This is a genomic window from Buttiauxella sp. (genome assembly GCF_049686335.1).
Classification (GTDB): domain Bacteria; phylum Pseudomonadota; class Gammaproteobacteria; order Enterobacterales; family Enterobacteriaceae; genus Buttiauxella.
Map to the genome: position 1 here is coordinate 15,487 of NZ_JBAVHX010000023.1, position 15,310 is coordinate 30,796.

At 51.3% G+C, this 15,310-nt stretch carries 17 protein-coding genes; 14 read left to right on the top strand and 3 right to left on the bottom strand.

Going from position 1 to position 15,310, the window contains the following annotated elements; translation table 11 throughout:
• Position 1: 1 nt before the first annotated feature.
• The 10 genes from rseA to acpS all read left to right on the top strand — a co-directional run bounded on the left by rseA (position 2) and on the right by acpS (position 8,764).
• The gene (gene rseA, locus WBL83_RS15625; RefSeq protein WP_424590016.1) at positions 2-649 is read left to right on the top strand and encodes an anti-sigma-E factor RseA; all 648 of its coding nucleotides are present in this window, start codon (positions 2-4) and stop codon (positions 647-649) included.
• Positions 649-1,605: a sigma-E factor regulatory protein RseB gene (rseB, locus tag WBL83_RS15630; RefSeq protein ID WP_424590017.1), complete on the top strand. Its 957-nt coding sequence runs from the start codon at positions 649-651 to the stop codon at positions 1,603-1,605. The genes rseA and rseB overlap by 1 nt, the downstream gene beginning before the upstream one ends.
• The gene (gene rseC / locus WBL83_RS15635) at positions 1,602-2,081 is read left to right on the top strand and encodes a SoxR-reducing system protein RseC (RefSeq protein ID WP_424590018.1); all 480 of its coding nucleotides are present in this window, start codon (positions 1,602-1,604) and stop codon (positions 2,079-2,081) included. The genes rseB and rseC overlap by 4 nt, the downstream gene beginning before the upstream one ends.
• A 205-nt stretch (positions 2,082-2,286) precedes the next feature.
• Positions 2,287-4,086: a translation elongation factor 4 gene (gene lepA, locus WBL83_RS15640; RefSeq protein WP_424590019.1), complete on the top strand. Its 1,800-nt coding sequence runs from the start codon at positions 2,287-2,289 to the stop codon at positions 4,084-4,086.
• 14 nt (positions 4,087-4,100) lie between these two features.
• Positions 4,101-5,075, top strand: coding sequence for a signal peptidase I (gene lepB / locus WBL83_RS15645; RefSeq protein ID WP_424590020.1), 975 nt, complete (start codon positions 4,101-4,103; stop codon positions 5,073-5,075).
• 169 nt (positions 5,076-5,244) lie between these two features.
• Positions 5,245-5,925 carry a ribonuclease III gene (gene rnc / locus WBL83_RS15650; RefSeq protein ID WP_034459305.1) on the top strand — a complete coding sequence of 227 codons (681 nt, stop codon included), beginning with the start codon at positions 5,245-5,247 and terminating at the stop codon, positions 5,923-5,925.
• Entirely contained in the window at positions 5,925-6,833 is a 909-nt protein-coding gene (era, locus tag WBL83_RS15655) for a GTPase Era (RefSeq protein WP_424590021.1), read from the top strand. Before rnc ends, era begins: the two co-directional genes overlap by 1 nt.
• A gap of 4 nt (positions 6,834-6,837) precedes the next feature.
• Positions 6,838-7,575, top strand: a complete 738-nt coding sequence (recO, locus tag WBL83_RS15660; RefSeq protein WP_424590022.1) for a DNA repair protein RecO — start codon at positions 6,838-6,840, stop codon at positions 7,573-7,575.
• A gap of 77 nt (positions 7,576-7,652) precedes the next feature.
• A complete protein-coding gene (gene pdxJ / locus WBL83_RS15665) occupies positions 7,653-8,384 on the top strand; it encodes a pyridoxine 5'-phosphate synthase (RefSeq protein WP_424590023.1) in 732 nt (243 codons plus the stop codon).
• Positions 8,384-8,764, top strand: a complete 381-nt coding sequence (gene acpS / locus WBL83_RS15670; RefSeq protein WP_064544373.1) for a holo-ACP synthase — start codon at positions 8,384-8,386, stop codon at positions 8,762-8,764. The genes pdxJ and acpS overlap by 1 nt, the downstream gene beginning before the upstream one ends.
• On the opposite strand, the gene WBL83_RS15675 is transcribed toward acpS, so the two are convergent.
• On the bottom strand, positions 8,761-9,021 hold the full coding sequence (locus WBL83_RS15675; protein WP_424590024.1) for a YfhL family 4Fe-4S dicluster ferredoxin: 261 nt from the start codon (positions 9,019-9,021) through the stop codon (positions 8,761-8,763). The two genes, acpS and WBL83_RS15675, sit on opposite strands and share 4 nt — an antisense overlap.
• 55 nt (positions 9,022-9,076) lie before the next feature.
• On the bottom strand, positions 9,077-9,925 hold the full coding sequence (locus WBL83_RS15680) for a MurR/RpiR family transcriptional regulator (protein ID WP_424590025.1): 849 nt from the start codon (positions 9,923-9,925) through the stop codon (positions 9,077-9,079).
• Positions 9,926-10,051: 126 nt separating this feature from the next.
• Between WBL83_RS15680 and murQ the strand changes: the two genes are divergently transcribed.
• From murQ to tadA, 4 genes are all read left to right on the top strand, one after another.
• The gene (gene murQ, locus WBL83_RS15685) at positions 10,052-10,951 is read left to right on the top strand and encodes an N-acetylmuramic acid 6-phosphate etherase (protein ID WP_424590102.1); all 900 of its coding nucleotides are present in this window, start codon (positions 10,052-10,054) and stop codon (positions 10,949-10,951) included.
• A 152-nt stretch (positions 10,952-11,103) separates the two neighbouring features.
• Entirely contained in the window at positions 11,104-12,471 is a 1,368-nt protein-coding gene (locus WBL83_RS15690) for a PTS transporter subunit EIIC (protein WP_424590026.1), read from the top strand.
• A gap of 9 nt (positions 12,472-12,480) precedes the next feature.
• A complete protein-coding gene (yfhb, locus tag WBL83_RS15695; protein WP_424590103.1) occupies positions 12,481-13,113 on the top strand; it encodes a phosphatidylglycerophosphatase C in 633 nt (210 codons plus the stop codon).
• Positions 13,114-13,244: 131 nt separating this feature from the next.
• Positions 13,245-13,715 carry a tRNA adenosine(34) deaminase TadA gene (gene tadA / locus WBL83_RS15700; RefSeq protein WP_424590104.1) on the top strand — a complete coding sequence of 157 codons (471 nt, stop codon included), beginning with the start codon at positions 13,245-13,247 and terminating at the stop codon, positions 13,713-13,715.
• Here the strand turns inward: tadA and mltF are convergent.
• Complete coding sequence (gene mltF / locus WBL83_RS15705; protein WP_424590027.1) at positions 13,600-15,156, bottom strand: membrane-bound lytic murein transglycosylase MltF; 1,557 nt, start codon at positions 15,154-15,156, stop codon at positions 13,600-13,602. The two genes, tadA and mltF, sit on opposite strands and share 116 nt — an antisense overlap.
• Positions 15,157-15,310 lie beyond the last annotated feature (154 nt).

The following is a 15,310-nucleotide window of genomic DNA, read 5'->3' on the forward strand; positions in this document are numbered from 1 at the left end:
CATGCAGAAAGAACAGCTTTCCGCTTTAATGGATGGGGAAACTCTGGATAGCGAGCTGCTGAGCGTCTTATCACAAGACAAATCATTGCAGCAAAGCTGGGAGAGCTACCACCTAATCCGCGATACTATGCGCGGCGATACCAGTGAATTGCTTCATTTTGATATTGCAGCCAATGTTATGGCGGCGATTGAAAATGAACCAGTGCGTCATGTCACGCCACTTATCACGGAACAGCAGCCTGAACCTCAGCAATGGCAGAAAATGTCGTTCTGGAATAAGGTACGTCCTTGGGCCAGCCAATTGACTCAGGTAGGTGTTGCAGCATGCGTATCACTTGCGGTTATTGTTGGTGTGCAGCACTATAATGGCCAATCTGACAATCCTGCGCAGCCTGAAGCACCAGTGTTCAACACTTTACCTATGATGGGTAAAGCGAGCCCGGTAAGTTTGGGTGTACCGTCTGACAGTACTGCAAGTACCGGTCAGCAGCAGGTACAGGAACAACGTCGACGTATCAATGCTATGTTGCAAGATTACGAATTGCAGCGTCGTTTACACGCCGAGCAACTCCAGTTTGAACAGGCACAAACCCAGCAAGCTGCGGTACAAGTGCCAGGAAACCAAACGTTAGGAACTCAATCGCAGTAATGAAGCAACTTTGGTATGCAGTGTCTCTTATGACAAGCAGCCTGTTGTTCAGCTCAAATGCCTCGGCGGACACTGTTTCGTCCGGGGCATTGTTGCAGCAAATGAACCAGGCGAGTCAGTCACTCAATTATGAGTTGGCATTTATCAGCATTAATAAGCAAGGGATAGAGTCCTTACGCTATCGCCATGCAAGGCTTGATAATCGTCCACTCGCGCAATTGCTTCAGATGGATGGCCCGCGCCGAGAAGTTGTCCAGCGTGGCAGTGAAATCAGCTACTTTGAACCTGGGCTTGAGCCTTTTACGCTCACCGGTGACTACATCGTTGATTCGCTTCCATCCATCGTCTATACCGACTTCAAACGTTTAACGCCTTATTACGACTTCATTTCAGTCGGACGGACGCGTATTGCCGATCGTCTGTGCGAAGTGATTCGAGTCGTGGCGCGAGACGGCACCCGATACAGCTACATGGTGTGGTTGGACTCCGAAACCAAATTACCGATGCGTGTTGATTTGCTGGACCGTGATGGTGAAACGCTGGAGCAATTCCGTGTCATCTCCTTCAACGTCAGCAAAGAAGCTAATGGCATGATGCAGAGCCTCGCGAAAGCGAATTTACCGCCACTGTTATCAGTGCCAGGTGCTGAGAAAATCAATTTTTCCTGGGCGCCGACCTGGTTGCCGCAAGGTTTTAGTGAAGTCTCCAGCAGCCGCCGTCCATTGCCGACCGTTGATGTTCCAATCGAATCACGCCTATATTCTGACGGCCTGTTTAGCTTCTCGGTTAACATTAGTCGCGCAGCCAATAACAGCACTGATCAGATCCTACGTACCGGGCGTCGCACGGTAAGTTCCGAAATTCGTGATAAAACTGAAATCACTATCGTCGGTGAGTTGCCGCCACAAACGGCAAAACGTATTGCTGACAGCATTAAATTCAGGACTGCACAATGATTAAGGAGTGGGCAACAGTCATCTCCTGGCAAAAGGGTGAAGCATTGTTGAGTTGTGACGTTAAAGCGTCATGCAACAGCTGTGCTTCACGCGCAGGTTGCGGCAGCCGTGTTCTTAATAAGCTAGGTCCACAAACCAGTCATACCTTAGCGGTGGCTTGCGATACGCCACTGGTGGTGGGGCAAAAAGTCGAGTTGGGTATTGCCGAAGGCAGTCTGATTGGCTCTGCATTACTGGTGTACATGTCCCCGCTGGTGGGATTATTTGTGGTTTCGGCACTGTTTCAGGCGCTGTTTAGTACCAACTTTGCGGCGATTTGTGGCGCTCTGTTAGGCGGAGTGGGCGGTTTTCTTATCGCGCGTGGCTTCTCCTTGAAACTCAGTCGTCGTGAGTCCTGGCAGCCCGTTATTCTCAGCGTCGCCTTACCGCCAAATGCTCTAAGAGTCGAAACAACGACCTCTGCGGACAGCCAGTAACATCTGCGCTGCCCGCATTCCTTTAGACACACATTCCATAGGTCTTTCATCTCTCAGCGACGCTTGCATGATGACCTGTTTCCTCGCTTTCTCGTTGTAGTGTAGAATGCGGCGTTTCAGGCAAAAGACAGCCATTGACATCACGCTCTGTACAGCGCATTGCGCCGAGCTTTCCCGGATTTGTAAGGCATAAAAACCTCTAACTATGAAGAATATACGTAACTTTTCTATTATTGCCCACATCGACCACGGCAAATCGACGCTGTCTGACCGTATTATCCAAATTTGCGGTGGCCTGTCGGATCGTGAAATGGAGGCTCAGGTCCTCGATTCCATGGATCTGGAACGTGAGCGCGGAATTACCATTAAAGCGCAAAGCGTTACCCTGGATTACAAAGCAAGTGATGGTGAAACCTATCACCTGAATTTCATCGACACCCCAGGCCACGTAGACTTCTCTTATGAAGTTTCCCGCTCATTAGCGGCTTGTGAAGGTGCATTGCTGGTGGTGGATGCCGGTCAGGGCGTAGAAGCTCAGACCCTGGCAAACTGCTATACCGCGATGGAAATGGATCTGGAAGTGGTTCCTGTCCTGAACAAAATTGACCTGCCAGCAGCCGATCCTGAACGTGCTGCGCAAGAAATTGAAGATATCGTTGGCATTGATGCAGCAGATGCTGTGCGTTGCTCGGCAAAAACCGGTTTAGGTGTCACCGATGTTCTTGAACGTCTGGTTCGTGATATCCCAGGTCCTGAAGGTGATCCGGACGCGCCACTGCAGGCGCTGATCATTGACTCCTGGTTCGATAACTATCTTGGTGTTGTCTCTTTGGTCCGTATTAAAAACGGCACCATGAAGAAAGGCGATAAAATTAAAGTCATGAGTACCGGCCAGGTGTATAACGCTGACCGTCTGGGTATCTTTACGCCGAAACGTGTTGACCGTGATGTGTTGGGTTGCGGCGAAGTAGGCTGGTTGGTCTGCGCAATCAAAGATATCCTGGGCGCACCGGTTGGCGATACCTTGACTCTTGCTCGTAACCCAGCAGAAAAAGCGCTGCCGGGCTTCAAAAAAGTGAAACCGCAGGTTTATGCCGGTCTGTTCCCTGTCAGCTCTGACGATTACGAGAACTTCCGTGATGCGTTGGGCAAACTGAGCCTGAACGATGCGTCTTTGTTCTATGAACCAGAAAGCTCTACCGCGTTGGGCTTCGGCTTCCGCTGTGGCTTCCTCGGTCTGCTGCACATGGAAATCATTCAGGAACGTCTGGAGCGTGAATACGATCTGGATCTGATTACCACTGCGCCAACCGTAGTTTACGAAGTTGAAACCACCAGTGGTGAGACGATTTATGTCGATAGCCCATCCAAGCTGCCAGCGCTGAATAACATTGCTGAGTTGCGTGAGCCGATTGCTGAGTGTCACATGCTGATGCCTCAGGAATATCTGGGTAGCGTTATCACTCTATGTATCGAGAAGCGTGGCGTGCAGACCAACATGGTTTACCACGGTAACCAGGTTGCGCTGACCTATGAAATCCCAATGGCTGAAGTGGTACTCGACTTCTTCGACCGCCTGAAATCAACGTCCCGTGGCTATGCTTCCCTGGACTATAACTTCAAACGCTTCCAGGCATCAGACATGGTGCGCGTAGACGTATTGATTAACGGCGATCGCGTTGATGCCCTTGCATTGATCACTCACCGTGGCAACTCGCAGTTCCGTGGACGCCAGTTGGTCGAGAAGATGCAAGAGCTGATCCCTCGTCAACAATTCGACATCGCGATTCAGGCGGCAATCGGCGCACATATCATTGCGCGTTCGACCGTAAAACAGTTGCGTAAAAACGTATTAGCAAAATGCTACGGCGGTGACGTAAGCCGTAAGAAAAAGCTGCTGCAGAAACAGAAAGACGGTAAGAAGCGTATGAAGCAAGTCGGTAACGTCGAATTGCCTCAGGAAGCGTTCCTCGCCATTCTCCATGTTGGCAAAGACGGCAAATAATTTAAGGAGTTGGCATGGCGAATATGTTTGCGCTAATCCTCGTGATTGCGACGCTGGTAACGGGTCTTCTATGGTGTATTGATAAATTTATCTTTGCGCCAAAGCGTCGGGAAAAACAGGCGGCAGCGCAAGCTGCCACTGGCGATGCACTTGATAGCAAAACGCTAAAAAAAGTTGCACCGAAACCAGGTTGGTTAGAAACGGGGGCATCCGTATTCCCGGTGCTCGCTATTGTATTGATTGTGCGTTCGTTTGTTTACGAACCGTTCCAGATCCCATCAGGATCAATGATGCCAACGTTATTAATTGGCGATTTTATTCTGGTGGAGAAATTTGCTTACGGTATTAAAGATCCGATTTACCAGAAAACGCTCATCGAAACCGGTCATCCAAAACGTGGCGATATTGTGGTGTTCAAATATCCACAAGATCCGCGTCTTGATTACATCAAGCGTGCAGTCGGCTTGCCAGGCGACCGTGTTAGCTACGATCCTGTCGCCAAAGAAGTGACTGTTCAGCCAAATTGTAGTTCTGGTCAGGCATGTGATAACGCGTTGCCAATCACTTATAGCAATGTTGAACCTGGTGATTTTGTGCAGACTTTCGCGCGCCGTAACGGTGGAGAAGCAAACTCCGGTTTCTTCGAGTTGCCGTTAAACCAGACTAAAGAAAACGGTATCCGTCTGTCTGAGCGCAAAGAAACACTGGGAGACGTGACGCACCGCATTCTGACCGTACCAATTGCACAAGACCAACTGGGGATGTACTACCAGCAACCGGGTCAACAACTGGCAACGTGGATTGTGCCGCCGGGTCATTACTTCATGATGGGTGATAACCGCGATAACAGCGCTGATAGCCGTTATTGGGGCTTTGTTCCTGAGGCAAATCTGGTAGGTAAAGCGACCGCAATCTGGATGAGTTTTGAGAAACAAGAGGGTGAATGGCCAACGGGTGTTCGTTTAAGCCGTATTGGCGGAATTCATTGATCAATTAAATCCATTCAAGTGACGACATACCTTGTCGTTGCGTATAGAATATCCCCCCGTATTAGGCTGGCTCCCGTAAGGGAGCCACGGCAAACGAAACAGCGTTGGTTCTCTTCTTCAGGTCTGTTCCGTGTGCTGAATAATTGACGCATTCATTAATTGGTATCGCATGAACCCCATCGTAATTAATAGGCTGCAGCGTAAGCTGGGCTACACTTTTGTACATCAGGATCTGTTGCAACAGGCATTAACGCATCGCAGTGCCAGCAGCAAACATAATGAGCGTCTTGAGTTTTTAGGCGACTCCATTCTTAGCTACGTTATTGCAAACGCGCTTTATCATCGTTTTCCTCGTGTAGATGAAGGCGATATGAGCCGTATGCGTGCGACGCTGGTACGCGGAAATACGCTGGCAGAAATTGCCCGCGAATTCGAATTAGGCGAATGTCTGCGCCTTGGGCCGGGCGAATTGAAAAGTGGCGGTTTCCGTCGCGAATCTATTCTGGCCGATACCGTCGAAGCCTTAATTGGTGGCGTGTTCCTCGACAGCGATATCCAGAATGTTGAGCGTTTAATTCTTTCCTGGTATCAATCTCGTTTGGATGAAATTAGCCCAGGCGACAAGCAAAAAGACCCTAAGACGCGTCTGCAAGAGTATTTGCAGGGTCGCCACTTGCCACTGCCATCTTATTTGGTTGTGCAGGTTCGTGGTGAAGCGCACGATCAGGAATTTACCATTCACTGTCAGGTGAGTGGCCTGCCTGAGCCGGTGATTGGTACCGGTTCAAGCCGCCGTAAAGCGGAACAGGCTGCAGCTGAGCAGGCGCTTATCAAGCTGGAGCTGGAATAATGAGCGAAGAACAAACCTTTTGCGGATTCGTGGCCATCGTTGGTCGCCCGAATGTCGGCAAATCCACGCTGCTAAACCAGTTGCTTGGGCAAAAAATCTCTATCACTTCCCGTAAAGCGCAGACCACTCGTCACCGCATTATGGGTATCCATACTGAAGGCCCGTATCAGGCAATTTATGTTGATACCCCAGGGCTGCACATGGAAGAAAAACGCGCGATCAACCGCCTGATGAACAAAGCGGCGAGCAGCTCTATCGGTGACGTTGAGCTGGTTATCTTTGTAGTTGAAGGGACGAAGTGGACCGCAGACGATGAGATGGTGCTCAACAAGCTGCGTGACGCTCGCGCGCCGGTGATTCTGGCGGTGAACAAAGTTGACAACGTTCAGGATAAAGGCGTTTTGCTGCCGCATCTGCAGTTCCTCGGCAGCCAGATGAACTTCCTCGATATCGTGCCTATCTCTGCTGAGAATGGCATGAACGTGGACACAATCGCCAGCATCGTTCGTAAACGTCTGCCAGAAGCGATTCATCACTTCCCGGAAGATTACATCACCGACCGTTCACAGCGTTTCATGGCATCTGAAATCATCCGTGAAAAACTGATGCGTTTCCTCGGTGCTGAGTTGCCGTATTCTGTTACCGTTGAAATCGAGCAATTCGTGTCTAACGCCCGTGGCGGTTTCGACATTAATGGCCTGATTCTGGTTGAACGTGAAGGCCAGAAGAAGATGGTAATTGGCAACAAAGGCGCCAAGATCAAAACCATCGGTATTGAAGCGCGTAAAGACATGGAAGAGATGTTCGAAGCCAAAATCCACCTTGAACTGTGGGTTAAGGTTAAATCCGGTTGGGCTGATGACGAGCGCGCACTGCGTAGCTTGGGCTATACTGACGATTTGAAATAAGAAAATGGAAGGCTGGCAACGGGCTTTTGTCCTGCATAGTCGCCCCTGGAGCGAAACCAGCCTTCTGCTTGACCTCTTTTCTGAAGAGTCCGGGCGCGTTCGTTTAATTGCGAAAGGCGCTCGTTCTCGTCGCTCTAATCTTAAAGGGACGCTACAACCCTTTACCCCCTTGTTAGTTCGCTGGGGCGGTCGTGGTGAAGTCAAAACACTGCGAAGCGCCGAAGCTGTCTCACTGGCTCTCCCGCTTAGTGGTATCACGCTCTACAGCGGCCTGTACGTGAATGAACTGGTTTCTCGCGTGCTGGAAGATGAAACGCGTTTCTCTGAATTATTCTTCGATTACCTCCATTGCATTCAGGCATTAGCAGGAACGAGCGGCTCACCCGAACCGGCTTTGCGCCGTTTTGAATTGGCTCTGCTCGGGCACCTGGGATATGGCGTGGATTTCTTGCACTGCGCCGGAAGTGGGGAAGAAGTTAGCGATACCATGACTTATCGCTATCGTGAAGAGAAAGGGTTTATCGCCAGCCTGGTGGTGGATAATCGCAGTTTCACCGGACATGAATTAAAAGCCCTCGCGAACCGCGAATTTCCTGATGTTGCAACCTTACGCGCCGCAAAACGCTTTACCCGTATGGCATTGAAACCCTATCTGGGTGGCAAACCCCTTAAAAGCCGCGAATTATTCCGCCAGTTTGTGCCGAAAAAACCACCAATTAAATCACCTCAAGACCCGCAATAACGCCTTATCGTAGCCATGCTTTCCTCACCGGGTGTAAACTGCCGGAACTCAAACCTGTTCTGACCTCGAGGATTGTCATGGCTGAATTACTGTTAGGCGTAAACATTGATCACATCGCAACTTTGCGTAATGCACGTGGCACGGCATATCCTGACCCAGTGCAGGCGGCATTTATCTGCGAGCAAGCAGGAGCTGACGGTATTACGGTTCACCTGCGCGAAGATCGCCGCCACATTACCGACCGCGATGTGCGTATTCTGCGCCAGACCCTCGACACCCGTATGAATCTGGAAATGGCCGTCACCGAAGAGATGATTGGCATTGCTTGCGAGACTAAACCGCATTTCTGTTGCCTGGTGCCGGAAAAGCGTCAGGAAGTGACGACCGAAGGTGGGCTGGATGTCGCCGGTCAGCTGGATAAAATGCGCGATGCCTGCAAACGCCTCGCCGATGCCGGTATTCTGGTTTCCCTGTTTATCGACGCCGACCACGCGCAAATTGATGCTGCCGTCGCCGTGGGCGCGCCATATATCGAAATTCATACTGGTTGCTACGCCGATGCAAAAGACGAAGCGACTCAGGCCAAAGAACTGGCACGTATTGCAGAAGCGGCAACTTATGCCGCAGGAAAAGGCCTGAAAGTGAATGCCGGACATGGTCTGACTTATCACAACGTTAAAGCCATTGCTCGTCTGCCTGAAATGCATGAACTGAATATCGGCCATGCGATTATTGGTCGCGCCGTGATGAGCGGTTTGAAAGATGCAGTCGCAGAAATGAAACGCCTGATGCAGGAAGCGCGTAGCTAATGGCCATTCTCGGCCTTGGCACTGATATCGTTGAGATAGCGCGCATAGAAAGCGTTATCTCGCGTTCGGGCGACCGACTGGCGAAGCGTGTGCTGAGCGCCAATGAATGGCTGCAATATCAAGCGCACCAGCAACCGGTGCGCTTTCTCGCCAAACGTTTTGCGGTAAAGGAAGCGGCGGCCAAAGCCTTTGGCACCGGAATACGTAACGGGCTGGCGTTTAATCAGTTCGAAGTGTTTAACGATCCGCTCGGTAAACCACAGTTACGTTTTTGGGAAGAGGCGGAGCGAGTGGCGCAAAGAATGGGCGTTCGTTCGGTGCATGTTACGCTTGCTGATGAACGCCATTACGCCTGTGCGACCGTGATTATTGAGAATTAGAGTTTGTCGGCGTGGTGCAACTGTACAAACTTGTCCCACAGTTGCTCTTCGTTCTCGACGCGTGCCGGATCGCTGATGATGGTATTCGGGATCGGGCAAACTTTCTGGCAGGTAGGTGTTTCGTAGTGCCCGACGCATTCGGTGCAGCGATCGGTGTTGATCTCATAAATACTATCCCCCATGGAAATGGCTTCGTTCGGGCACTCCGGCTCGCACATATCGCAGTTAATACATTTTTTAGTGATGAGCAGCGCCATGGGAAGATCTCGATAACAACAGAAACAGGGCGGGCATTATACGCCCAAACTCCGGTCAAACCAGTTTTTTTACCAGCGCTTCACTGTGACGGATCCGTTTTGGCGCGTGTTCAAGATCACGCTGCACTAACGCCATAAACAGAAGATCAGTGAGCATCATCTGCGCACTGGTAGATGAAATCGCCGCGCTGCGCGTTGCTTGTTCTTCAGCGATGGTATACAGACAAAGCGTGGCGCGTTGCTGTAAAGCGTTAGGTGTAAACCCGGTAATGGCGAGGATTTTTGCGCCGGTGCGCAGTGTTTCATCGGCAGCGAGATTTATCTCACGCCGTTCACCAGAATAGGAAATCGCCAGCAGCACATCGTCGCTGCTCGAGGCTTGCGCCGTCGCCAGTAATGCGTGCATGTCTTGCTCAGCCACCGCGTTAATGCCAATTTTCATCAGCTTCCAGGCAAAATTCTTAGCCACCAGGCCGGACGCGCCAATGCCTACAAGCAACACACGCCGTGCGTTTCGCAACATATCCACACTCGCCAGCAGCTTCTCTTCGCTGTTGACATCAAGTGTTGCGTGCATCGCCGCCATATTATCCTTTATAAGCTTTTCGCCCACTAAACGCAGCGGGTCATCACCCAAAATCAGATTGTGAACCGGGACGGACTGCAATTCCTGGTGGCTTGCCAGCGCTTCGCTGATTGCCAGTTTGAGGGCCGGAAACCCTTTGAATCCCAGCTTTTGGGAAAACTTCACGACGCTTGACTGGCTCACGCCTGCTTCAGCAGCAAGTTGCTGTGAACTTAGATGACGGGCGTAGTCGGGCTTCTCCAGCAAAAAGTCAGCCAGTCTACGGTCACTTTGTGCAAGCGTTGGGTAGCGGCTTCGAATACGCAATAAGCAGTTCATTTCCTCTCCAGTCCGTCGGGTCAATTATGTGAGCAACTCCATAATAACGTAAATTACGCTCGCCTGAATGAATTTAATATTCCATTATGTGTAATCTTTACGGAATTAAATATTCAAAGGTGCATGATGAATCTCGGCTCACTCGTTTCTGAAACTCGCAATCCACAAACTATGGATCTCGATTGCCTCTCCACGCTGGAAATGGTTCAGCGTTTTAATCAACAGGATGCCCTGGTGGCGGGCGCAGTCGAAAAAACGCTGCCAGAGGTGGCCAAAGCTGTCGATGCCGCAGCGGCCTCATTGCAGGCTGGTGGCCGTTTGATTTATATGGGAGCGGGAACCAGTGGGCGTTTAGGCGTGCTGGATGCCTCTGAATGCCCGCCGACTTTTGGTGTCCAACATGGCCTGGTGATTGGTTTAATCGCCGGTGGCCCGGGTGCGTTACTGAAAGCGGTTGAAGGTGCTGAAGATAATCAGCAATTGGGTGAGGACGACCTGAAAGAGCTTGGGCTTACTGCAAACGATATGGTGGTTGGGCTTGCCGCGTCAGGGCGTACGCCTTATGTGATTGGCGGTTTGCGTTATGCACGTCACCTTGGCTGTCGTACTGCGGCTATCTCCTGTAACCCGGGTTCGGCTATCGCGCTGGAAGCTGAAATTGCTATTTCGCCGGTTGTTGGGCCAGAAGCATTAACCGGCTCGACACGTCTGAAATCAGGCACCGCGCAAAAACTGGTCCTGAACATGATTTCCACCGGCGCGATGGTGAAACTGGGCAAGGTCTACCAGAACCTGATGGTCGATATGAAAGCCACCAATATTAAGCTGGTGGACCGCGCATGCCGTATCGTGATTGAAGCGACAGGCGCGACACGCATCGATGCCGAAAACGCGCTCAAACAGACGGATTACGAAGTCAAACCCGCCATTTTAATGATACTCACCGGTGTCGATGCAAAGACCGCCCACACGCGTCTGGCTGACAGCAGTGGTTATCTTCGCTCAGCCCTTAGCCAATCTCAGTAGGGCTATTTTATTTGCCATTTTGAACCAGGGCAGTGCTCAAAATCCTCACGTACTACGTGTACGTTCCGGTTGCTGCGCGCTGTCCGTGTTCAAACTGACTGCAACAATAACGCCTACTGGGATAGGCTATAACTAAAAGCAGGCTCTGAATCATGGATAAGACAGCTACTCTCGCCAGTGAAATTTTGCTTGGAATCGGTGGGCAGGGGAATATCGCCCGTCTGGAAAACTGCATGACTCGCGTGCGCGTTGAAGTGAATGACGTAAGCCTTCTTGATATTGCCCGCCTGAAAAAACTGCCGGGTGTGAGTGGCTACGTGAAGCAGGGCGAGCAGCATCAGCTGATTGTTGGGCCAGGTCGTGCGGCACAAGTGGTGGATGCGATGCGCGAAATGTTGCAAAGCAGTGGCCAGACGCTCTCAAGCGAGGATGATATTGCGCAGAATAAAGCGCAGGCAAAAGCCCGTTATCAGGCACCGATGAGCGAAGCCCTGCGTAAGCTGGCGAATGTCTTTATTCCATTGATTCCTGCTTTTATAGCGTCGGGATTGATAACCGGGATCATCAACATCCTCAAGCGCCCGGACATTGTCGGTGACCTTGCCACGCAGTATCCGAACATTCTCGGCCTGCTTGCCATCTTCGGTAGCGCGGTGTTTGCTATCATGAATATTCTGGTTGGCGTGAATGCCGCCAAAGTCTTCGGCGGTTCGATGGCGATGGGTGGCGTAATGGCCGGGATCCTTTCCAGCCCGCAACTGGCGCAAATCCAGCTGTTTGGTGAAAATCTCCAGCCCGGTCGTGGTGGGGTGATTGCCGTATTGCTGGTGGTCGCGCTGATGTGCTGGATTGAAAAACGCTTACGTCGATTACTGCCGGGTTCCATTGAGTTAATTCTCAATCCGCTGCTGACGACATTAATTACCGCCTCGATTGCGATTGTGGCGCTGCAACCATTAGGTGGCCTGATTTCTGACGCGATTGCCCATGGTGCGACCCTGGCGATTGATAAAGGTGGGCTGGTGGTTGGGGCAGTACTATCGGGTGTCTTCCTGCCGCTGGTATTGTCGGGATTACATCAGGGGCTGGTGCCGATTCATGTTGAACTTATCCAGACTCACGGCCAAAACGCATTGTTGCCGATTCTGGCGATGGCAGGAGTTGGACAAGTCGGTGCGGCACTGGCCGTGTTGCTGAAAACGCGTAATCAGCGCCTGAAAAAACTGATTAAAGGTGCGTTACCCGTTGGGTTGCTGGGTATCGGTGAACCGCTGATTTTTGGGGTCACGCTTCCGCTCGGCAAACCGTTTATCGGCGCCTGTTTAGGCGGCGCGGTAGGCGGAGCGCTCATCAGTTACTGGAAAGTGGCCACTGTCATCACTTTCGGGATCTCAGGTTTACCCCTGGCATTAACAATTGTTGCCGGAAAAGTGATGTTCTATCTGTTAGGCTTCTTAATAGCGGTAATTGCTGGTTTCTTATTTACGTGGTTTATGGGCTTTAATGATCCAGAGGAGTAACGTTTGGCAATTCAGAGTGAGCGTCGGGTAGTTTTTTTCGATTTAGATGGCACGCTGCATCAGCAGGATATGTTTGGCAGCTTCTTGCGCTACCTGCTACGCCGTCAACCCCTCAATCTGTTACTTGTCGTTCCGCTCCTGCCGGTGATAGGTGGCGCGTTGCTGATTAAAGGACGCGCCGCTCGCTGGCCGATGAGTTTGCTATTGTGGGGCGCAACCTTTGGTCATAGTGAAACGCGCCTCAAGCAACTGGAAACCAATTTCGTGACGTGGTTTCGCAGCCGGGTCACCGCTTTCCCCGTGGTGCAGCAACGCCTGACCGATTATCTCACCAGCTCAGATGCTGACGTCTGGTTGATCACTGGCTCGCCACAGCCGCTGGTGCAGCAGGTTTATTTCGATACGCCGTGGCTGCCAAAAGTGAAATTAATCGCCAGCCAAATCAAGCGCTCCCACGGTGGGTGGGTACTCACATTGCGTTGCCTGGGACATGAAAAAGTGTCGCAGCTCGAACAGCAAATCGGCACGCCACTACAACTCTATAGTGGCTATAGCGACAGCAACCAGGACAACCCCTTACTCTATTTCTGTCAGCACCGCTGGCGGGTGACTCCGGAAGGCCAGCTACAGCAACTCGAATAATATCCTTCGTGCTTCAAGTCGCCGCCTGCCTGCACCTCGAATTATTTTGGCTATAAAAAGGAGCTGTGTATAATGCGCCGCCCGAAACTAGCCCGGAGAAACCCTTGAGCGAATTTACCCATGAACACTGGATGCGTCATGCATTGACTCTCGCACGTCGTGCATGGGAAGAAGGTGAAGTTCCGGTAGGTGCGGTCCTGGTGCATAACAACCAGGTGATTGGCGAGGGCTGGAACCGTCCGATTGGCCGGCACGATCCGACTGCTCACGCGGAAATTATGGCGCTACGTCAGGGCGGCCTGGTATTGCAAAACTATCGCCTGCTGGAAACCACGCTTTATGTCACCCTCGAGCCTTGTGTCATGTGTGCAGGGGCGATGGTTCATGGCCGCATCGGTCAACTGGTGTTTGGTGCGCGTGACGCCAAAACCGGCGCCATTGGCTCGCTTATGGATGTTTTGGGTCATCCTGGTATGAATCACCAGGTTACTGTGACTGAGGGCGTTTTGGCTGAAGAGTGCTCGGCAATGTTAAGTGATTTTTTTCGAGCACGGCGTCTTGAGAAAAAGGCGCTAAAGGAAAAGGCCCGAAGCGCGGAATAGCCAACTCGGCTGGAGCGACGGCCGGATACGCCCCGGCATATTTTTGCTCTTGCGCTTCCTGCTTCTCTTTTTCGAGTAAGTATCCCACCAGGCTGATGTAATACTTCCGGATGTTCTCCACATACGCATACGCTTCGTGACCACGGGCGTACCCATAGGTTGTTTTCGTGTAGTACTGTTTTTGGCTCAGTAGTGGCAGACGTATTTTGACATCTGCCCAGCTATCCGGATTGCCTTTCTGCTTCGCCGTCAGCTGGCGGGCATCAAGCATATGGGCATAACCCATGTTATATGCCGTCAGCGCAAACCAAATCTGTTCATCCTTTGGCACACTGTCGGGGACTTTGGTCATCATATCCCTCAGATAACGGCTTCCCCCTTCAATACTTTGCTCCGGATCTAACCGGTCAGTGACGCCCAGGCTTTGCGCGGTATTTTTGGTCAGCATCATCAACCCGCGGACACCGGTTGGCGACGTTGCCTGGTTATCCCAGTGTGATTCCTGATAAGAGATGGCAGCCAGCAAACGCCAGTCTATTTCGGTGGCATACTTTTCGAATAAGGGCTGTAGCTCGGGGAGTACCGCATCGACCGCTTTGAGGAACGTGCGGGTATCGACGTAATCAAAATCCCCAACGTGGCCGAGATATTTCTCTTCAAGGCGCGCAAATGTATCGTCACTGTTGAGTTGGTTATAAAAGTCGAGCAGGGCGGCGGACAGGCTGTCGTCGCTATCTAATGCGCTGAACCACGTCACCGGTTGTTCATCTGTGATATCCAGCGCAACCGCCAGTTGTGGATGAACGCGCTGGAAAGTGCTTATCGCAACCGAATCAGCAATGGTAAAGGCAATCTTTCCATCCACCACTTGCTGCATCAGCTCTGTACTGCTGAGGTGCTCATCAATACGCCAGCTCAAATCAGGATATTTTTGTTGTTTCAGTTTGTTCAACGCGCCGAGGGATGTGACGCCTGGCGAGAGCACCAACTGGTTTTCTTTGATGCCAGCCAACGTCTTAGGACGTGCACTACCCATGCGATAAACCATCTGCTGTGAGACGGAATAATAGGCTGGCCCCGCGCGGTAATGCTGGCTGCGTTGCGTGTCGTACACCAGGCCCGCCGCGATAATATCGGCGTTGCCATGATCAATATCGTCAAACAGTTCCTGAATATTGGGCCGTACGGTGACTTCAAGCTTAACGCCAAGATATTGAGCAAACTGTTCGGCTAACTCGTAATCGAGGCCAATTTTTTTGCCCTGAAAAAGGGTATAGGTCAGAGGCGATTCAATCGTACTGACGCGCAGAACCCCCCGCTCCTGAATGGCGGCGATACGGTTTTCGGCTTTTCCGAACCAGGGAATGGAGGGCCAGAGCGCCACTGCCAGCAACACGGTTACGGCACCGATTAGCAGATAATTAATTTTAAATCTTTTCAAATAGTTAATCTGCAACGAGGCGACGAGTCTTAGCTAACAACAGGCTTCAAAAGTGGAGGCTATACAATAAGGTGTGGCGCATTTTGCTTAACAAAACGCCACTGTGCAACTTATTCGACATTTCTGGCTATATTCTCGCCAATGAAAACTAATC